A 16,267-nucleotide genomic window follows, 5' to 3' on the forward strand; every position below is an offset into this window, starting at 1 on the left:
CTGCGAGGATCTGTTTATGTTAGTCCGCCTTACCTATGCCAGCCGCGCCAGTCATTCGGTTTCGGCCGAGCTGATCCGCGAGATTCTCGACAGTTCACAGCGCAACAACCCAGGTAAAGGGCTGACCGGGATACTTTGCTGCAACGCCGATATCTTTCTGCAGGCACTCGAAGGGCCGCGTGCGGAGGTGAACGCCTTGTACAACCGCTTGGCCGATGACAGCCGGCACAAGGACCTGACTATCCTCGACTACGCCGAAATCAGCATGCGCTGTTACAGCAATTGGAGCATGGGCTGGGCCGGGGCCAAGCAGGCCAACCGCGAGTTGTTCCTGAAGTACTCGGCCAGCGACCGCTTCGACCCGTTCAGCATGAGTGCCGAGCAAATTACCGGCCTGCTGCTGGAGCTGAGTGAGACAGTCAGCGCAATCAAATCGCCAGTTCTCAGCTAGAATTCCTCAGCGTCAACTCGTCTAGCAGGCGGGCTGTGTTCACCCTGAGCCTTGGCGCACCTCGCAGTTCATTGAGGCGCCAGGATGCTCCGTCTGCTCAACCTTCCACTGCTGGCTGTGCTGCTCTGCTTTGCTCTGGGCAGCGCCCAGGCGTTTGCCGAACTGCCATTGCTGGTGCTGAGCAGTGAGCAGCTCAAGCAGCCGGTGGAGGTTCCCGCCAGCCTGGTGCTGGAAGACCCTAGCGGCACCCTGACCGCCGCCGAGGTGCAGCAGCGCATTACCCGTGAGGGCCAACGAGTCGATGGCATCCCGCGTCTGGGTTACTCGGCCAGCGCCTGGTGGTTGGCATTTCGCCTTGATGCGCCGGTGGCCGAACGCCTCGATCTGATTATCGACCGGCCCTTTCTCGACGATATCGAAGTCTGGCTGTATGACCGCGAACGGCTGATCGCGCCTTTCTATAGCGGCGATCACCGCGACTTCCTGCAGCGTGGCGTGCCATCGCCGCACTTTCTGCTCAACCTGCCGCGCCTTGGCGAAGGCCCGCACACCCTGCTGTTGCGGGTGCAAAGTGGCTCGGCAGTGAGTGTGCCGATGCAACTGGTGGCCGCAGAGCAGAGCCCCTTACTGCTGGCCGAGCATTGGATGCGCAGCGGTCTGCTGCTGGGTGCGTTGCTCAGCCTGACGCTGTTCTTTCTGGTGAAGTTCAGCACCCTGCGTGAGCGGCAGCTGGTGTGGTTCTGCCTGACGGTGGCCAGCGTGGCGCTGTACAACGCCAGCCTGCATGGCATCACCAGCCTGCTCGGCCCGCAGTGGGTGTGGCTGTCGACCCAGCTGGCCAATCTGGCCAACCCCGGCATGCTGATCTTCAGCAGCCTGTTTCTGGCCGACTCACTGAAGCTCGAACTGGGCCGCGTGCGCCATCTGCGCAACGCACTGTTTGCCGTAACCCTGCTGGTGTGTGGCTGGACCATGGTCAGCTATGGCCACTTCCGCTCCTACCAGACGCTGAACGTGCTGATTCTGCTCAACGGGGCGTTCCAGCTGTTGCTGCTGATCCTCGGCGTGCGCCAGCGCCGGCCTTACGCCATCGGCTACCTGCTGTGCTGGAGCTCGGCCCTGCTGCTGATGTTGCTGGTGCCGCTGGGGCGCAGCGGGGTGATTCCGCTGCCGCCGGGCTTCAACTACATGCACGCCTACCTGCCGGTGCTGAGCATGCTGCTGTTCGGCGGCATTCTCGATAAACAGCTGGAGCAGATCCGCCGCGCCCTGCTGCACAGCAAGGCCCAGGCACTGGGCAATCTGGAGCAATACCAGGCGCTGTTCAGCAGCAGCGGTGAGGGGATTTTCCGCTGTACCCGCAGCGGCGCACTGATCGAAGCCAACCCGAGTTTTGCCGCCTTGCTCGGGCTTAATCCTGGCAGCACCGAGCTGTCCATGCAGCAACTACTGGGCGCCGAGCCATGGGCCAAGCATGTAGCGCAGTTGCATAACGAGCAGCCGGCGCTCAGCCAGGAGTGCCAGATCCATGGGCTCGACGGGCAGAGTCACTGGGTCTACCTGTCGCTGCATCTGCGCCCGACCCAGGATTGCATCGAAGGCATCGTGGTCGACCTCAGCGAGCGCCGCGCCCTGGAAGAACGCCTGCAGTACCTGGCTGCGCATGACTCGCTGACCGGGCTGCTTAACCGCCGCGAACTGGAGCGCTTGCTGCGCGATAGCCTCAAGGGTTTGGGTAAGCCGCGCTACAGCCATTTGTTGTGCCTGGACCTGGATCAGTTCAAGCAGGTCAACGACCTTTGCGGGCATTCGGCGGGCGATCAGTTGCTGCGCCAGCTGTCCGGCCACCTGCTGCACCACCTGCCACGTCATGCCGAACTGGCGCGTATTGGTGGCGACGAATTTGCTGTGTTGCTACGTGAGATCAACGATGAAGCGGCGCTGGAGCATGCGGAAAGCCTGCGCCACTGTGTCGAGCAATTCGTCTTCAGCTGGCAGGGCCGGCCGTTCCGCGTGCAGGCCAGCATCGGTCTGCTGGAGCTGGACAGCGGCGTCAGCGACTGGGAAACCGCGCTGAACTGGGCCGACAGCGCCAGCCAGCTGGCCAAGCACCTGGGGCGTAACCGCGTGCAGCAGTTCAACCCCGCCGATGGCGTGCTGCTGGAACATCAACGCCAGCTGCAATGGATCACCCGTTTGCGCGAGGCCATCGAGCTGGGCCACTTCGAGTTGTTCTATCAGCCGGTGGTGGCGCTGCAGGGCAACAGCGAAGGCCTGCGTTATGAAGTGCTGCTGCGCTACCACGACCCGCTCAGCGGCGAGTGGGTCAGCCCTGGGCAATTTCTCGGCGCGGCGGAGCGCTATGGCTTTCTCGGCGCCATCGACCGCTGGGTGGTGATGCGCCTGCTGCAATGGCTGGCGGATAACCCGCGGCATGTGCAGCAACTGCAACAGGTGAATTTCAACCTGACCGCCAGCTCGTTGCTTAACGCGCACTTCCACGAGATGCTGCACAGCGAATTGCTGCGACACAACCTGCCGGCGCACAAGCTATGCATCGAGGTGACCGAGATGGTCGCCCTGGGCGAGCTGGGGGTGTCATCGCAGTGGATCAAGCAGCTGCGCAGCCTGGGCCTGAAAGTGGCGCTGGACGACTTCGGCAGCGGCTTCGCCTCCTACGCTTACCTGCGACATTTGCCGCTGGATATCGTGAAGATCGACGGCAGCTTTATTAGCGGGCTGGAGAACGACCCGATCAACCAGGCCATGGTCGGCTCGATGCAGCAGATTGCCAGCCAGCTGGGCCTGAGCACCGTGGCCGAGTTCGTCGAAAGCCAGGCCACCCTGGACTGCGTGCGCGGGCTGGGCCTCGATTATGCCCAGGGCTACTTCCTCGGTCACCCGCAGCCGCTGACTCAGTTGGCCGACAGCGCCCAGGGTGAAGTGCAGATGCAGCTGGTTCTTGACCGCCCGTGATAGTGCATCACTGCACGCGCTCGGCATAACTGCAGGCGGAGTAGTAGATGTCGCAGTTAGTGGTTTTCTGCTGGCAATTACTCAGCGCCATCTCTTCCGCATCATATGGGTCGGGGGAGCGTGCCCAAAGACTGCCTGCATCGCCCCAGGCGACTGCGACGCACTGGTTGTAGTAAGCGACTTGGAGCTTGCAGGTCTTGTCGCGGGACTGGGCCTGGCAGTCGGACATCGCGTGCTGCTCCGCACTGTCTTGCGAATCCATTCCCGCTGAAACACCAAGGGCACCATTAGCAGTCGCCACCGCGCCCCAGCGTGTTTCCAGCTGGGGTTCCGGTTCTTGCGCGCCATCGGCTCCTGGCCCCATCGGCGCACAGCCTTCCCAGCCGGCGCTACCGCCACCAATCGGGAAATAGCCATCCGGGCAGCGCCCTTCGGCGCGGGCATCTGCATGCATCAGCAGAACCAATAGCAGAGGGAGGTGAGGGAGCAGTTTTTTCATGGCATCAACACCCCGATAAGTGACCGCGCAAATCATCAGCGCGGTCGAGTGTAGTGAGCGCAATTCCCGGCCAGGGCTGACCGGGAAACCCGGGCAATCAGCAGCGTCCGGCTGCCTGCAGCAGGGCATTGCAGGTGCTGCCTGAATTATTGCTGCGTTGCCCGCTAGCGGCTGGCGTACCTGCCATGGCAGTGCAGACGGCGTCCGAATGTGGCGTCTGGCCAAAGCTCATGGCCTTCTGGAAGCCGGTGGCCGAATACATGTAGCAGCGGTAAGTGCCGCCGTCCTTGGTGTTGACGTTGTAGTTGATGCGCCCGCCGGTTTCCTCGGTGCGCTCGGTGATGGTGAACTGCCCGGTGGGTTGGCCGATGGCCTGGGCCGTGCGTTGTTCCAGACCACTTTGGTTGATGGTGGCGGCGCAGCCGGACAGTAGTAAAACGGTGGTCAGTGCGGTGATTGGGCGAAGGTACATGGCAAGCTCCAATGTTTTTTGGGGTGCAACATAGGGACGGACCAGCAGGTCCGGGTGGTGAAAGTCGTCAGTTAGGGCGAGGTATGCAGGCGTTGATCAGGCTGCCAGCGGCGGGCTATCGGGCTTGCGCGCCACGATAAACACCCGCCAATCTTTGCCCTTGCTGCCATGGCGCTCGACGGCCAGGATTTGCAGACCTTGCGCGGTCATGGCCGCCTGTAACTGGTGGGCGTCGAAACACAGCACCGGCGGCGCCTTGCCGATGGCGCGCATCAGCGGCAGGGCCAGCTTGGGGATCAGTGGGTTCATCTCATTCAGGCACGGCGTCTTTGAGATCAGCAAGCCGCCTGGTTTCAAGGCGTTGCTGGCTGAATTCAGCGCCTGCGGCAGGTCTGCCACGAGATGCAGCAGGTTGAACGCCAGCACGGCATCGTAGGTGCCCTGTTCGGCCGCAGGTGCGTCGGCGTCGGCCAGCTTGAAGTGCAGCTGCGGCAGTGCTTGGCTGGCGAGCTTTTCGCCTGCGATGGCAATCATTTGTTCGGATACATCGGTGGCCACCAGCCGCCGCGTAGCGGGAGCCAGACGCAGGGCGGTAGTGCCCGTGCCACAACCGATTTCCAGCACCTCATGTTCCTTAGACAGCAAGGCTTGTACGCGCTGCAACGTCCGCTCGTAACCGGCCAGGTCGGCAATCGGATCGTTCGCGTATTTACGTGCAATCCGGTTCCAGAAGCGTGCCTTGTCGGCCATGGCCGCCGGTGTTGCAGCTGCAGAGCAGTGGCCGCTGGCAGAGGTGATGGATGAGTGCATGGTGCGCGTCCTGTGCATGGATGTAAGGCGAAAGCCAACACAGTGCGGATGCTATCCTTGCGAATCACCACGGGGTATTGCGATAAATTGCAGACAACATATGCATTTACGTATGGATAAGGTCGACTGGAACCAGTTGCGCGCCTTTCTCGAGACGGCAGAGACCGGCTCGCTGTCAGCGGCCGCGCGTAAGCTCGGGCAGTCGCAACCGACCCTCAGTCGCCAGGTCGCAGCCCTGGAGCTGGCGCTAGGGGTGACGCTGTTTGAGCGGGTTGGCAAAGCCATGGCGCTGACCACTACCGGGCAGGAGCTGTTGGGGCATGCCCGGGTGATGGGTGCGGCGGCGCACGAACTGGGTCTGGCCGCGACCGGGCGCTCAGAAGAGGTGGCGGGTGTGGTGTCCGTGGCCACCAGCGACGCGGTGGCGGCGTACCTGATGCCGAAGATTCTCCTGCATATCCGCCAGGCGGCACCCGGCATCCAGGTCGAGGTGGTCGCTTCGGACGGTTTCAGCGACCTGCTACGCCGTGAGGCCGACATCGCCATCCGCCATGTGCGCCCCGAACAACCGGAGCTGATTGGCCGCTTGGTACGGCACAGTTCCGCCTGTTTTTATGCGTCCGAAAGCTGGGTACGCGAGCATGGCCTGCCGCGTACCGCCGAGGAGGCGGTACAACACGACTTTATTGGTATGGACCGCGCCGGCCATTACCTGCAGCACATGCGTTCTAAGGGCCTGCAGCTCAGCAGCGCGAACTTTCGCAGCTATGCAGATAACTCCGTCACCTACTGGGAAATGGTCCGCCAGGGCCTTGGCATCGGCGCAATCATGGAGGAGATCGCGCGGGAAACCCCGGGCATGGTTCGCGTGCTGGAGGATGTCAGCCCCTTCCAACTGCCGATCTGGCTGGTCACCCACCGCGAGCTGCGCACAGCGCGGCGTATTCGCATCGTCTTCGATCTGCTGGCCGAGATTCTGGCCTGATCCGTGATCGCGACGGCTGCTGTCAGGCTGCGGCAGCCAGAGGCATGCGTTCCAGCAGGCTGAGGTCCAAGCGCAGCATGCGCACACAGCGTTCATCGCGTAGCTCTTTGGGCGACTGGTTACTGCGCAGGCGCAGCACCTGGCAGACCAGATTGAGCACCAGCGCCTCGCGACTAAACACCCCGCTGCCGAGGTTGTAGAACGCCGCGATCAGCTCTCGTAGGCCGAACGGCAGACGCCAGCGGATGCGCAGCGCAGAGCCGAAGCTGGCGGCGCGTTGCTGGAAGCTCTGGTGAATATCCTCATCGCGCAACACGCCGCCGGCGTCCTGCCAATCCTGCAGGCTGCGCAGCAGGGCCAGCTCACCGATGTTGTGCAGCAGCGCGGCGGTAAAGCACAGCTCGGCATCTAGTTGCAGCTCGTCTGCCAGCCAGCGCGCCAGTTCGGCGCTGCGCTGTGCGCTGTCCCAGGCGCTGCTGGCCAGCTCGGCGAGGCGCGGATCACTGAGCAGTGCATTGCGTTGCACGGCCATGCCCAATACCAGATTCAGCGTACGCGCCAGGCCCAGGCGCGGCAGTGCCTGGCTGAGGGTCTGGCAGGGTGCGCCCTGGTGCTGGGCGGCGCTATTGGCGGCGGCGATCAGTCGCGCGGTGATCTGCGGATCACGGGCGAACACCTCTTCCAGCTCACGCAGGTCGCTGTCATCGCCGTTCAGGCACTGGCTGACCGAGTCGCGTACCGAGGCCAGCAACGGCGCGCCCTGGCCTTCTTCACGCACCGCATTGAGGTAGTCATCCAGGCTGTCGACCAGCAGAGGAGCGGCAAGCGCTGTTTCGTTGGCGGCGGCGCGGCCGAGGATGCCGAGCAGGCGCTGGCGCAGTTGTTCGGCATTGAACGGCTTGGCCAGGTAGGCCGCCGGTGTCAGTGGTCGTGCCGCGCGCACGCTGCTGGCATCCAGGCGGCTGCTGATCAGGATAAATGGCAGCGCCGGGGTGCGCGGATGGCGGCGTAGCTGACGCAACAGCTCCAGGCCATCGAGCCCGGGTAGATCGCCGTCGGCAATCACCAGGGCGGGCAGGCGGCGTTTGCATTTGGCCAGCGCCGCCTCGCCGTCGGTGACTCGGATAACCCGCGCATCGGCGCGTACATCGAGTACCAGTTGCACGAGCAGATCGGCAGTCCAGGGGTCTGCTTCGGCGATCAGAATCTCCGGAGCGTTGGCCAGGGCAGTCATGAAAACCTCAGGGGAAAGCGTGATGGCAAAATAATGGCGTCAGCGATGTGACGGCGGGCAGTGTACGGGCTGGCCACTTTAAAACCAGCGTCGGCCGACGAAGTGCTGAACAACTCGTCAACTTTCTTATGCGGCCTGAATGGGCCGTGATAGAGCGGTCTGGTTGTCCTACAAAGCGCTGTAGAGGCCGTGAGTAAGGTTGTGTCGGGCGGCATGATGCAGGCTATGGATTGTTGCCTGCCAATAACACCTGGCTATCAAATCGATGCCCTACTTAATCGCCGAAAGCAAAAGACCCGCCGAAGCGGGTCTTTTTTATTGCCGGGCTAACGCCCCGTGCTTATGCCAGTTCGGCGAAGCACTCGGCGATGATCGCCAGGCCCTTGTCGAGCAGAGCATCTTCGGCGGTCAGCGGTACCAGCACGCGCAACACGTTGCCGTAGGTGCCGCAGGACAGCAGGATCAGGCCCTTGTCGCGCGCCTTGGCCACCACCGCGGCGGTCAGGGCGGCGTTTGGCTTGTGCAGGTCGCCGCCTTCGAACAGCTCGACGGCGATCATCGCACCGAGGGCGCGCACATCACCGATGGCCTTGTGCTTGGCCTGGATGGCTTTGAGGCCAGTAACCAGACGCTCGCCAACGGCCTTGCAGCGATCCAGCAGCTTCTCTTCTTCGAACACTTGCATCACCGCCAGGGCCGCTGCGCAGGCGATCGGGCTGCCGGCGTAGGTGCCGCCCAAACCGCCTGGGGCGATGGCGTCCATGTATTCAGCCTTGCCGCACACACCGGCCACTGGGAAACCGCCGGCGATGGATTTGGCGAAGGTGGTCAGGTCGGCGGCGACGCCCATCTGTTCCATGGCGAAGAAGGTGCCAGTACGGCCGGCGCCGGTTTGCACTTCGTCGGCGATCAGTAGGATGCCGTGCTGATCGCAGAGGGCGCGCAGGCGCAGCATGAAGTCTTTCGGCGCGACGTAGAAACCGCCCTCGCCTTGCACCGGCTCGATGATGATCGCGGCGATATCGCGCGGCTCGGCGTCGTTCTTGAAGATGCGCTCGATGCTGGCAATCGCGTCATCCGTGCTGACGCCGTGCAGCTCGCACGGGTACTGGGCGCGGAAGATGCCGCCGGGCATCAGACCCATGCCGGCCGAGTAGGGTACGACCTTGCCGGTCAGACCCAGGGTCATCATGGTGCGACCGTGGTAACCGCCGGTGAAGGCAATCACGCCAGCACGGCCAGTGGCGGCGCGGGCGATCTTCACGGCGTTTTCCACCGCTTCGGAGCCGGTGGTGACCAGCAGGGTCTTCTTGGCGAAGTCGCCCGGTACCTTGGCGTTGACCTTCTCACACAGCTCGACGTAAGGCTCGTAGGCCAGTACCTGGAAGCAGGTGTGGGTCAGCTTGGTCAGCTGTTCCTGCACCGCAGCAATCACTTTCGGGTGCAGGTGGCCGGTGTTGAGCACCGCGATGCCGCCGGCGAAGTCGATAAACTCGCGACCTTCAACGTCGGTGACGGTGGCGTTCTTCGCCGACTCGGCGAAGATCGGGTGGATCTGGCCCACGCCGCGCGGAACGGCAGCGGTGCGGCGTTGCATCAAAGATTCGTTGGTCTTGCTCATGATGTCCTCATTCGCCGGTTAATCTCGGCGTGGTTCAAGGATGTGTCACCGGCGGCGGCTTGGCAGTATTCGATGATCGACTGTCACAGCACGCCCGGCCACAGCTATGTCCATATAAAGCCGAAGGCGCAGCGCTCTCGTGCGTCTTCGGCGGGGTTACTGCTACTTCGCCAGGATTAAATACCCAGGCAGAGGTATTTGATTTCCAGGTAATCCTCAATGCCGTACTTCGAGCCTTCGCGGCCGAGGCCCGAGGCTTTTACGCCGCCGAACGGCGCGACTTCATTGGAGATCAACCCGGTGTTGACGCCGACCATACCGTATTCCAGGGCTTCCGCCACACGGAACACGCGACCCAGGTCACGGGCATAGAAATACGAGGCCAGGCCGAACTCGGTGTCGTTGGACATGGCGATCACTTCGGCCTCGTCCTTGAAGCGGAACAGCGGCGCCAGCGGGCCAAAGGTTTCTTCCTTGGCCACGGCGGCGTTCTTCGGCACGTCGACCAGAATGGTCGGCTCGAAGAAGCTGCCGCCCAGGGCGTGCGGCTTGCCGCCAGCGAGCAGGCGCGCGCCTTTGCTCAGGGCGTCGGCGATATGCTCCTGCACCTTGGCCACGGCCTTGTCGTCGATCAGCGGGCCGGTGGTGGTGCCTTCATCCAGACCGTTGCCGATCTGCAGCTTGGCCACGGCGGCGGCCAGTTTTTCGGCGAAGGCGTCGTACACGCCGTCCTGAATGTACAGGCGGTTGGCGCACACGCAGGTCTGGCCGTTGTTGCGGTATTTGGAGATCAGCGCGCCTTCGACGGCCTTATCCAGATCGGCATCGTCGAACACGATAAACGGCGCGTTGCCGCCCAGTTCCAGCGAGACCTTCTTGATGTCCTTGGCGCATTCGGCCATCAACTGGCGACCGATTTCGGTCGAGCCGGTGAAGCTCAGCTTGCGCACGATCGGGTTGCTGGTCAGCTCACCGCCGACTTCGCCGGCGCTGCCGGTAACCACGCTCAGCACGCCTTTTGGAATGCCGGCGCGCTCGGCCAGAGCAACCAGGGCCAGGGCGGAGAACGGGGTCTGCGAGGCCGGCTTGATCACCATGGTGCAGCCAGCGGCCAGGGCCGGGCCGGCTTTACGGGTGATCATCGCCGCTGGGAAGTTCCACGGGGTGATGGCCGCGGTCACGCCGATTGGCTGCTTGATCACGATCAGGCGTTTGTCTGGCTGGTGGCCTGGAATCACGTCGCCATATACGCGCTTGGCTTCTTCGGCGAACCACTCGATAAAGGAAGCGGCGTAGACAATCTCGCCCTTGGCTTCGGCCAGCGGCTTGCCCTGCTCCAGAGTCATCAGGCGACCGAGGTCGTCCTGGTTCTCGATCAACAATTCAAACCAGCGGCGCAGCTTGTTCGAGCGCTCCTTGGCGGTCAGGGCACGCCAGGCTGGCAGCGCACGGTCGGCCGCTTCGATGGCGCGACGGGTTTCCGCTGCGCCCATCTTTGGCACGCTGCCGATAATTTCGCCGGTGGCCGGGTTGTTGACCTTGATGGTCTGGCCGCTGTCGGCGTCCAGCCAAGTGCCGTCGATATAAGCCTGCTGACGGAACAGCTGGGTGTCTTTCAGTTGCATGGCAGTCTCCTAAATTCCGACACCCTGGTATCGGCACTTGCGCTGGGTGCGCCGCCAAGCGGCGCGTGTAGGTTCGGTGTGTGCACCCTGGCTGCTGATGTGCGCCTCGCGGATGACCAATCACCCGGAATTGCACACAGTTTTAGCAAGAGCGTTTGAAATCTCAAACGAATCCTAGGGTCACGAGGGGTAAAGGGCAATAGCCTGTTCGAAAAAATTAACGGAATATTGTACGTATTCACCCGCTTTATATGGCTAGACAGCTAGCCAGCCGCTGCCGTGCAGAATTGCGAACAAGGCAGCAGCATGGACGCCCGCCAGCGACATGCGTATGATTGCGCCCGCGCTGCACCAGTAGCTCAGCTGGATAGAGTACTGCCCTCCGAAGGCAGGGGTCGTGGGTTCGAATCCCGCCTGGTGCGCCATATATAAACGAAAGCCCCAGGTGAAAACCTGGGGCTTTTTTGTTTGCTGTCCACCCTGCGTCCTGCATAAGCCTTAGTCGGTGCCGCGCCTTTTGCGGGCTGACTTCAACAAGGCCCCTCCCCCTCGATCCTCGTCACGTCGTCCTCTGAGAAAAGGACGTTTCGGCTCCCCGGTATCCGACTCAGTAGCTGCTCAGCTTCTTGAGATTTCCGGCGCTCCCCGCACACCTACGGTGTAGCCATTGGCCGGGTTGAATGTGTGAGAACTATCACAGCGATCATTCAGCAAACTGACCGACTTAGCAGCTTTAATTATGCTCGCGCGCTCTCTTATGCCGGTTTCCATTTCAAGGTGACGGCGCATAGAAAAATCATCGAGTGCATGGACGCGCGAAACCATATCGAGCCGCTCGCATGTTTCGAATTTTTCAGGGGTTACCGCTCCCGCGTGTTTTAGCCCGCTACTTCTGCCTGTTCCATGGCGATTACCCACATGTCGAACTGCCTCCGCGCGGCCTGGGTAATTGTGCGGCCGTTATTACGACTTTCCAGGATAAGGTTGAGAAATCATGCTTCGTGTAAGCCTGTTGTTGCTGGCGCTGTTTAATCTGACAGGCTGTCTGGATCTGGGTGGCGGCGGTGGTGGAAGCAGTAGTGGCGGCGGTAATAACACTGGCAGTCGTCCGCCGGCGACTGAGCCTCCCGTGGTTACGCCGCCAGTTGCGCCGCCCGTCGAACCCCCGGTTGTGGAGCCGCCCGTCACGCCGCCAGTGACTCCTCCAGTAGAGCCGCCGGTGGTTGCGCCACCGCCTGGTGAGGCCTTTCCCGAGCCGTCCGCGGCGGTGGTTGATGAGGTCAATGCGCAGGGCTTTTACGATGTTGCGGCAGACGGCCAGCCGCGCCCGGTGCGCAATGATCTGACGGGTGATCTGGCGGCCATGCTGCAGTTCGTGCAGAGCCATTCGGTCGATCCGCAGGGCAACGAGGCGAAGAACATGCCGCGCCTAACCAGCGAGCGTGAGGCGCTTTTGCTGGTAACCCCGCTGCCGACAGAGCCACTGCCGCAACAGTTGCGTGTGCAGGTGACGGTGGACGGTGATCTCAAGGGCGAACTGGTATTGAGTGAGCCGGACAGGCTGCCCAGTGCGGATCGCACCGGGGCGGATAGTCGCCCTGATGTGGTTTATTCACGGCGCGCCTGGTCTGCGGTGTTGCCTTGGGACTGGGTCCGGCCGGGGATGAGCTTGCAGGTTATCGATGAGCGCGGGCGGCGTGGCGAGCGCAGCGCCGCGGCTTTCGATTTTGCCGCGCCGGCCGAGTTGGTGGTGCAGTCGATTCGCTTGGGCATGCTCACAGAGCCACCTGTCAGTGATGGGCACTGGATGCTCAACCGGGCGGCGCAGGCGGCCACCGAATACTTCCAGACCGTGCCGGTTGCACGGCTGTTGGTCAGCCAGTATGAGGACGTCAAACTGGATCGGGTAATGGTCGGCAGTGGCGTTATCTATGACACGGCAAGTGCCGGAGAAGGTGGGGTTTACAGCGGCGACATGCGCGAGAACACCGCCAAGTCCACCTTCAGCACCGGCATCAACCTGGCCAACTGGGGCATCACCAGCGCTGGGATGGTCAGCCAGCAGCAACCCCAACTCACGCAAACGGCGGTGATTCATCATGCCGCCGGCACCTACAGCAACGGCCGGCAAACTCACGGGCTGAGTGGCGGCAACGGCATCCTCACGCTGTATAACGCGGTGGGCAATGAGTTCAGCCACGAGATTGGTCATCACTATGGCATTGGCCATTATCCCGGTGAGGTAAACGGCAACTATTTCTGGGCGGTTCACCACCACGACAGCGGCTGGGGCTATATCGCTTACCGCAAACGCATGCGCGCCAACCTGCTCTGGGCACGCAACAAGACGGCTGCCATGAGTGGTACGCCGGTATTTGCCGACGCCTATGCATTTGCGCCTGATGCCATGTCGGGCGGTGACTTCACCAGTGCGTTGTCCAGCTATACCCATTACACCGGCTACAGCACCAAGAACTGGATTCAGCCCAACCTGAATAACCGTGCAGTCTGGGCGACCGACTCGCCCACCGGCTACCGCAAGTGGGACGCTGACACGCGCAAGATGGAGACCATCCAGCCCAAGGTGCCGAGCTCGAATCAGGTCTGGTACAACAGCGCCGATGGCAACTACCGCAAACCACGACTGTTCGGGGTGCCGGTTTTTACTCTCCTCGGCGGCTATGACCCGGTGGCCAACAACGGCGTGCTCTACCCGGCGCTGCGCGGCAACTGGGGCCAGGTGTATGTCCTGCCTGCCCCCAATGACGCAGCGGCCAGCAAGCAGTGCTGGCTGAAAGTGGATTTTGTCGGCGGTGCCAGCCAGCGCATAGCCGTTGCCCCACTGCGCATGGGCAGCAACGCCAACAAGCTGCATATCAACCTGGCGCAGGCCGAGCGGCCGCTGGCGGCTACCCTGCAGTGCCGCGAAGCGCCGGGTGACAACCCGGTTGATTTGGCCAGCCTCGCCATTGCCCAGGGCATGCCCGCTATGCCGGCTCCCGTAGTGGTGGGCCGCGAGGAGCGCTTCAAGGCGCTGTTCAACGAAGAGCGGCCGAAGTTGCAAGCGGCGTTGGAGGCGATTGCCAATCAGCCTGTGCTGGCCTTAACCGGCGACGCTCGTCTGCTCTATGACAGCTATGCCGAGCAAACTGATGGGCTGTCGGCGACTGCTCAGCAGGTTATGCAGCGGCTGAAAAGTCAGGAGGAGCGTGCACTACGTTTGAACCGCTGGCTCGATGCCCATGGCGCGCAACTGGCGAGCAGCGATGCCGCACGCAGTGCCCTCGACGCGCTGCTGGTAACCCTGCAGTTTGATCAGCGCCCCCTGCTCCCCGCGCCGCAAAGCTTCACCATGAATAATGGCAACTGTGTACGCGCGGAGCTGAAGGAGGGTGTTTGGAGCCCCTACGTAGCGGCCAAGGCGCAGTGCACCGGTGCTGCGGATGAGCAGTGGTTGGTCGATGCCAGCGGGCGTATTCGCAGCGTTGCACAGCCGAGCAAATGCCTGACGGCAACCAATGACATCAGCCTCAGCGACTGCGATGCGCTGCGCGATACACAAGCCTGGGACTTTGCTGCCTTGCCCCAGTTGAAGTACGCCGGGCGCTGCGTGGACCTGTCCCAAGGCTTCCTCACCAACGGCCGCGGCAAGCTGATCCTGTACGGCTGCACCGGTGGGGTTAATCAGAAGTGGTTTGGTTTATCGCTGAATGACCACGCGTTGCTGCCGCTGCTGAAGAGCCGCAACCTGGTGAGCTTTATCGACTACGCACAACGGCGAGACACCGTGCCGAGCTTATGACCGAGTGCAGCGTAACCACCCGGCGTATCTGGATTGCTATGAGCCGAGCGGTGCTGGGTTTGTGCCTGGCATTTCCGGTGGGCGCGGTGCAGCTGCCGAGTGATCTGCTGCCTGCCGATTCGCTGTGGATACTGCCTTCGTCAAAGCCCCTGACTGGCCTTGAACATTGGCAGCTGCATGGTCTGTTTCGCCAGAGCAGTGGCGGCGGCTGGGCACTGCTCAGCATCGGTCAGGCGGCTGCGCAACGGGTTGAGTTCGGCGCGGTATTGCCGGGTGGCATACGCCTGGCTGCCATCGAGAATGAAGGTGTTTGGCTGCAGCGCGGTCAGACGCGAGCATTTCTGCGACTCGGCGGCACGCTGCAGGCGAGTGTGGCCAGCGAGGTTGTCACCGATGTTTCTCCGCCGCCTGCTGCGCCTTCAGCAGCATGCCAGCAGTACATCTCCGGCGGGGTGCCGCTGGAGGAGCTGGCAGCCCTGGGAGTGTGCCCGGCGGGCATCAGCGATTTTTAGCCATTGCGCTATAAATGCGTTGGGATTACCAGCCCCTTCCTGCGGAAAGCATCGATATCGATACCAAAGGCTCCGCAGCTGTGCACTTCGTGGATCCGGTAGGGTTTGCCGTTGGGGTCTTTGGCCGTGTTGGCCAGGTCGATAATGCTTTCCTTGCAGGTTTTTTTCTCGGCATCCAGTACGCGCAGCACTCTGGGTTTGAGCTTGTTGCCGGGTGGGCAGCCAATGATGATGCCGACTTCGCCGTTGGTGAGTTCGACGATTTCTCCCGGTGGATAGATGCCGATCAGGCGGATAAAGCAGCCAACGATCTCTTCGTCGAAATGGCTGTTGACCGCTTCCAGCAGGATGCGCAGCGATTCCAGGCTGGATTTTCCCTTGCTGTAAACCCGGTCGCTGTTGATCGCGTCGTAGCTGTCAGCTACGGCGATGATCTTGGCGAAGTAAGGGATTTTGCTGGCGTCCAGGCCGCGTGGGTAACCTTGCCCATCCAGGCGCTCGTGGTGTGAATAGGCGACGTCGACCGTGGCGGCAGTCACCTGCTGATTGCTCATTAGCAGCTTGCGCCCTTCGGCCGCGTGGCCCTGCATGATGCACAGCTCTTCGGCGGTGAGGGCGCCGGGTTTGTTGAGGATCTCGTTGGGTACCTTGATCTTGCCGACATCGTGGAGCATGCCGCACACGCCGATCTGCTCGAGCTGATAAGCCGGCAAGCCCAGCTCTTTACCCAGGGCAATCGAAAGGATGGATACGCGCAGTGAGTGCTCGGCGGTGTACTCGTCGCTGTTCTTGATGCGCGCCAGCCAGAGCATGGCTGCCGGGTTGCGCAGGATACTTTCGACACAGTCCTTGATGATCGCTTTGACCGCATCGACATCCAGCTCCTGGCCCAGTTTGACCGCCTGCAGAATTCGCAATGACTCTTCGCGAGCGGCATGCCAGGTGGGAGCGGCCTGGAGCATTTCCAGGTTGAAGTCGACCTTGGCGATAACCGGTTGCAGTGCTTCCGGCTGGGCGATATTGGCCGTGACCTGATCATGCACGGTGACGGATTGCCGCGCATCAACCCAGACGTAACTGCAGACTTCCTGTAGCAGGCGAATGTCCTGCTGCTGGCGAATGCGAAAGCCTTGAAAAAGAAAGGTGGTGTCCGTCCATGGGCGATCCAGTTCGACCACATACATGCCGATGGTCAGTTGCGCTGCGTCGACTTTGATGCGGTCCGGTTTGGCTTCGTCGGCCATGGATGCTCTCCAGAGGGAGTCGCTGAGTGCTGGCCA

The 16,267-nt window shown here is 62.2% G+C and carries 12 protein-coding genes and 1 tRNA gene; 6 read left to right on the forward strand and 7 right to left on the reverse strand.

Translation table 11 applies throughout. The features are described from left to right. The first annotated feature begins 16 nt into the window (after positions 1–16). The gene (locus tag ACQ4LH_RS00990) at positions 17–451 is read left to right on the forward strand and encodes a BLUF domain-containing protein (RefSeq protein WP_430695449.1); all 435 of its coding nucleotides are present in this window, start codon (positions 17–19) and stop codon (positions 449–451) included. A gap of 84 nt (positions 452–535) precedes the next feature. Next, complete coding sequence (locus tag ACQ4LH_RS00995) at positions 536–3,427, forward strand: EAL domain-containing protein (RefSeq protein WP_430695450.1); 2,892 nt, start codon at positions 536–538, stop codon at positions 3,425–3,427. A gap of 7 nt (positions 3,428–3,434) precedes the next feature. Here ACQ4LH_RS00995 and ACQ4LH_RS01000 read toward each other — a convergent pair whose 3' ends face one another. The 3 genes from ACQ4LH_RS01000 to ACQ4LH_RS01010 all read right to left on the reverse strand — a co-directional run bounded on the left by ACQ4LH_RS01000 (position 3,435) and on the right by ACQ4LH_RS01010 (position 5,208). After that, on the reverse strand, positions 3,435–3,926 hold the full coding sequence (locus ACQ4LH_RS01000; protein ID WP_430695451.1) for a DUF4189 domain-containing protein: 492 nt from the start codon (positions 3,924–3,926) through the stop codon (positions 3,435–3,437). Positions 3,927–4,023: 97 nt separating this feature from the next. Next, positions 4,024–4,398: a hypothetical protein gene (locus ACQ4LH_RS01005; protein ID WP_430695452.1), complete on the reverse strand. Its 375-nt coding sequence runs from the start codon at positions 4,396–4,398 to the stop codon at positions 4,024–4,026. Positions 4,399–4,494: 96 nt separating this feature from the next. Next, positions 4,495–5,208: a class I SAM-dependent methyltransferase gene (locus tag ACQ4LH_RS01010; protein ID WP_430695453.1), complete on the reverse strand. Its 714-nt coding sequence runs from the start codon at positions 5,206–5,208 to the stop codon at positions 4,495–4,497. Between the two features lie 112 nt (positions 5,209–5,320). Here ACQ4LH_RS01010 and ACQ4LH_RS01015 point away from each other — a divergent pair, with 112 nt between their 5' ends. Next, entirely contained in the window at positions 5,321–6,193 is an 873-nt protein-coding gene (locus ACQ4LH_RS01015; protein ID WP_430695454.1) for a LysR family transcriptional regulator, read from the forward strand. A 22-nt stretch (positions 6,194–6,215) separates the two neighbouring features. Here the strand turns inward: ACQ4LH_RS01015 and ACQ4LH_RS01020 are convergent, their stop codons facing one another. The 3 genes from ACQ4LH_RS01020 to gabD form a co-directional block, all read right to left on the reverse strand. After that, positions 6,216–7,427 carry an HDOD domain-containing protein gene (locus ACQ4LH_RS01020; protein ID WP_430695455.1) on the reverse strand — a complete coding sequence of 404 codons (1,212 nt, stop codon included), beginning with the start codon at positions 7,425–7,427 and terminating at the stop codon, positions 6,216–6,218. Positions 7,428–7,767: 340 nt separating this feature from the next. After that, complete coding sequence (gene gabT / locus ACQ4LH_RS01025; protein ID WP_305588828.1) at positions 7,768–9,048, reverse strand: 4-aminobutyrate--2-oxoglutarate transaminase; 1,281 nt, start codon at positions 9,046–9,048, stop codon at positions 7,768–7,770. A gap of 176 nt (positions 9,049–9,224) precedes the next feature. Further along, positions 9,225–10,673, reverse strand: coding sequence for an NADP-dependent succinate-semialdehyde dehydrogenase (gene gabD / locus ACQ4LH_RS01030; RefSeq protein ID WP_430695456.1), 1,449 nt, complete (start codon positions 10,671–10,673; stop codon positions 9,225–9,227). 348 nt (positions 10,674–11,021) lie between these two features. Here gabD and ACQ4LH_RS01035 point away from each other — a divergent pair. The 3 genes from ACQ4LH_RS01035 (at position 11,022) to ACQ4LH_RS01045 (ending at position 14,987) form a co-directional block, all read left to right on the forward strand. Beyond that, positions 11,022–11,098 (forward strand) — tRNA-Arg (locus tag ACQ4LH_RS01035). 794 nt (positions 11,099–11,892) lie between these two features. Then, a complete protein-coding gene (locus ACQ4LH_RS01040) occupies positions 11,893–14,475 on the forward strand; it encodes a M66 family metalloprotease (RefSeq protein ID WP_430695457.1) in 2,583 nt (860 codons plus the stop codon). Beyond that, positions 14,472–14,987 (forward strand): hypothetical protein, encoded by a 516-nt coding sequence (locus ACQ4LH_RS01045; RefSeq protein WP_430695458.1) that lies wholly within the window; start codon positions 14,472–14,474, stop codon positions 14,985–14,987. The genes ACQ4LH_RS01040 and ACQ4LH_RS01045 overlap by 4 nt, the downstream gene beginning before the upstream one ends. 8 nt (positions 14,988–14,995) lie before the next feature. On the opposite strand, the gene ACQ4LH_RS01050 is transcribed toward ACQ4LH_RS01045, so the two are convergent. After that, positions 14,996–16,231 carry an HD-GYP domain-containing protein gene (locus tag ACQ4LH_RS01050; RefSeq protein ID WP_430695459.1) on the reverse strand — a complete coding sequence of 412 codons (1,236 nt, stop codon included), beginning with the start codon at positions 16,229–16,231 and terminating at the stop codon, positions 14,996–14,998. Between the last annotated feature and the right edge of the window lie 36 nt (positions 16,232–16,267).

The organism is Pseudomonas peli, from assembly GCF_050563605.1.
In the GTDB taxonomy this organism is placed as follows: Bacteria; Pseudomonadota; Gammaproteobacteria; order Pseudomonadales; family Pseudomonadaceae; genus Aquipseudomonas; species Aquipseudomonas peli_A.

Bases quoted from the DNA above. Each gene is read 5' to 3' on its own strand.
- ACQ4LH_RS00990 (WP_430695449.1), top strand. From the start codon at position 17: ATGTTAGTCCGCCTTACCTATGCCAGCCGCGCCAGTCATTCGGTTTCG.
- ACQ4LH_RS00995 (WP_430695450.1), top strand. From the start codon at position 536: ATGCTCCGTCTGCTCAACCTTCCACTGCTGGCTGTGCTGCTCTGCTTT.
- ACQ4LH_RS01000 (WP_430695451.1), bottom strand. From the start codon at position 3,926: ATGAAAAAACTGCTCCCTCACCTCCCTCTGCTATTGGTTCTGCTGATG.
- ACQ4LH_RS01005 (WP_430695452.1), bottom strand. From the start codon at position 4,398: ATGTACCTTCGCCCAATCACCGCACTGACCACCGTTTTACTACTGTCC.
- ACQ4LH_RS01010 (WP_430695453.1), bottom strand. From the start codon at position 5,208: ATGCACTCATCCATCACCTCTGCCAGCGGCCACTGCTCTGCAGCTGCA.
- ACQ4LH_RS01015 (WP_430695454.1), top strand. From the start codon at position 5,321: ATGGATAAGGTCGACTGGAACCAGTTGCGCGCCTTTCTCGAGACGGCA.
- ACQ4LH_RS01020 (WP_430695455.1), bottom strand. From the start codon at position 7,427: ATGACTGCCCTGGCCAACGCTCCGGAGATTCTGATCGCCGAAGCAGAC.
- gabT (WP_305588828.1), bottom strand. From the start codon at position 9,048: ATGAGCAAGACCAACGAATCTTTGATGCAACGCCGCACCGCTGCCGTT.
- gabD (WP_430695456.1), bottom strand. From the start codon at position 10,673: ATGCAACTGAAAGACACCCAGCTGTTCCGTCAGCAGGCTTATATCGAC.
- ACQ4LH_RS01045 (WP_430695458.1), top strand. From the start codon at position 14,472: ATGACCGAGTGCAGCGTAACCACCCGGCGTATCTGGATTGCTATGAGC.
- ACQ4LH_RS01050 (WP_430695459.1), bottom strand. From the start codon at position 16,231: ATGGCCGACGAAGCCAAACCGGACCGCATCAAAGTCGACGCAGCGCAA.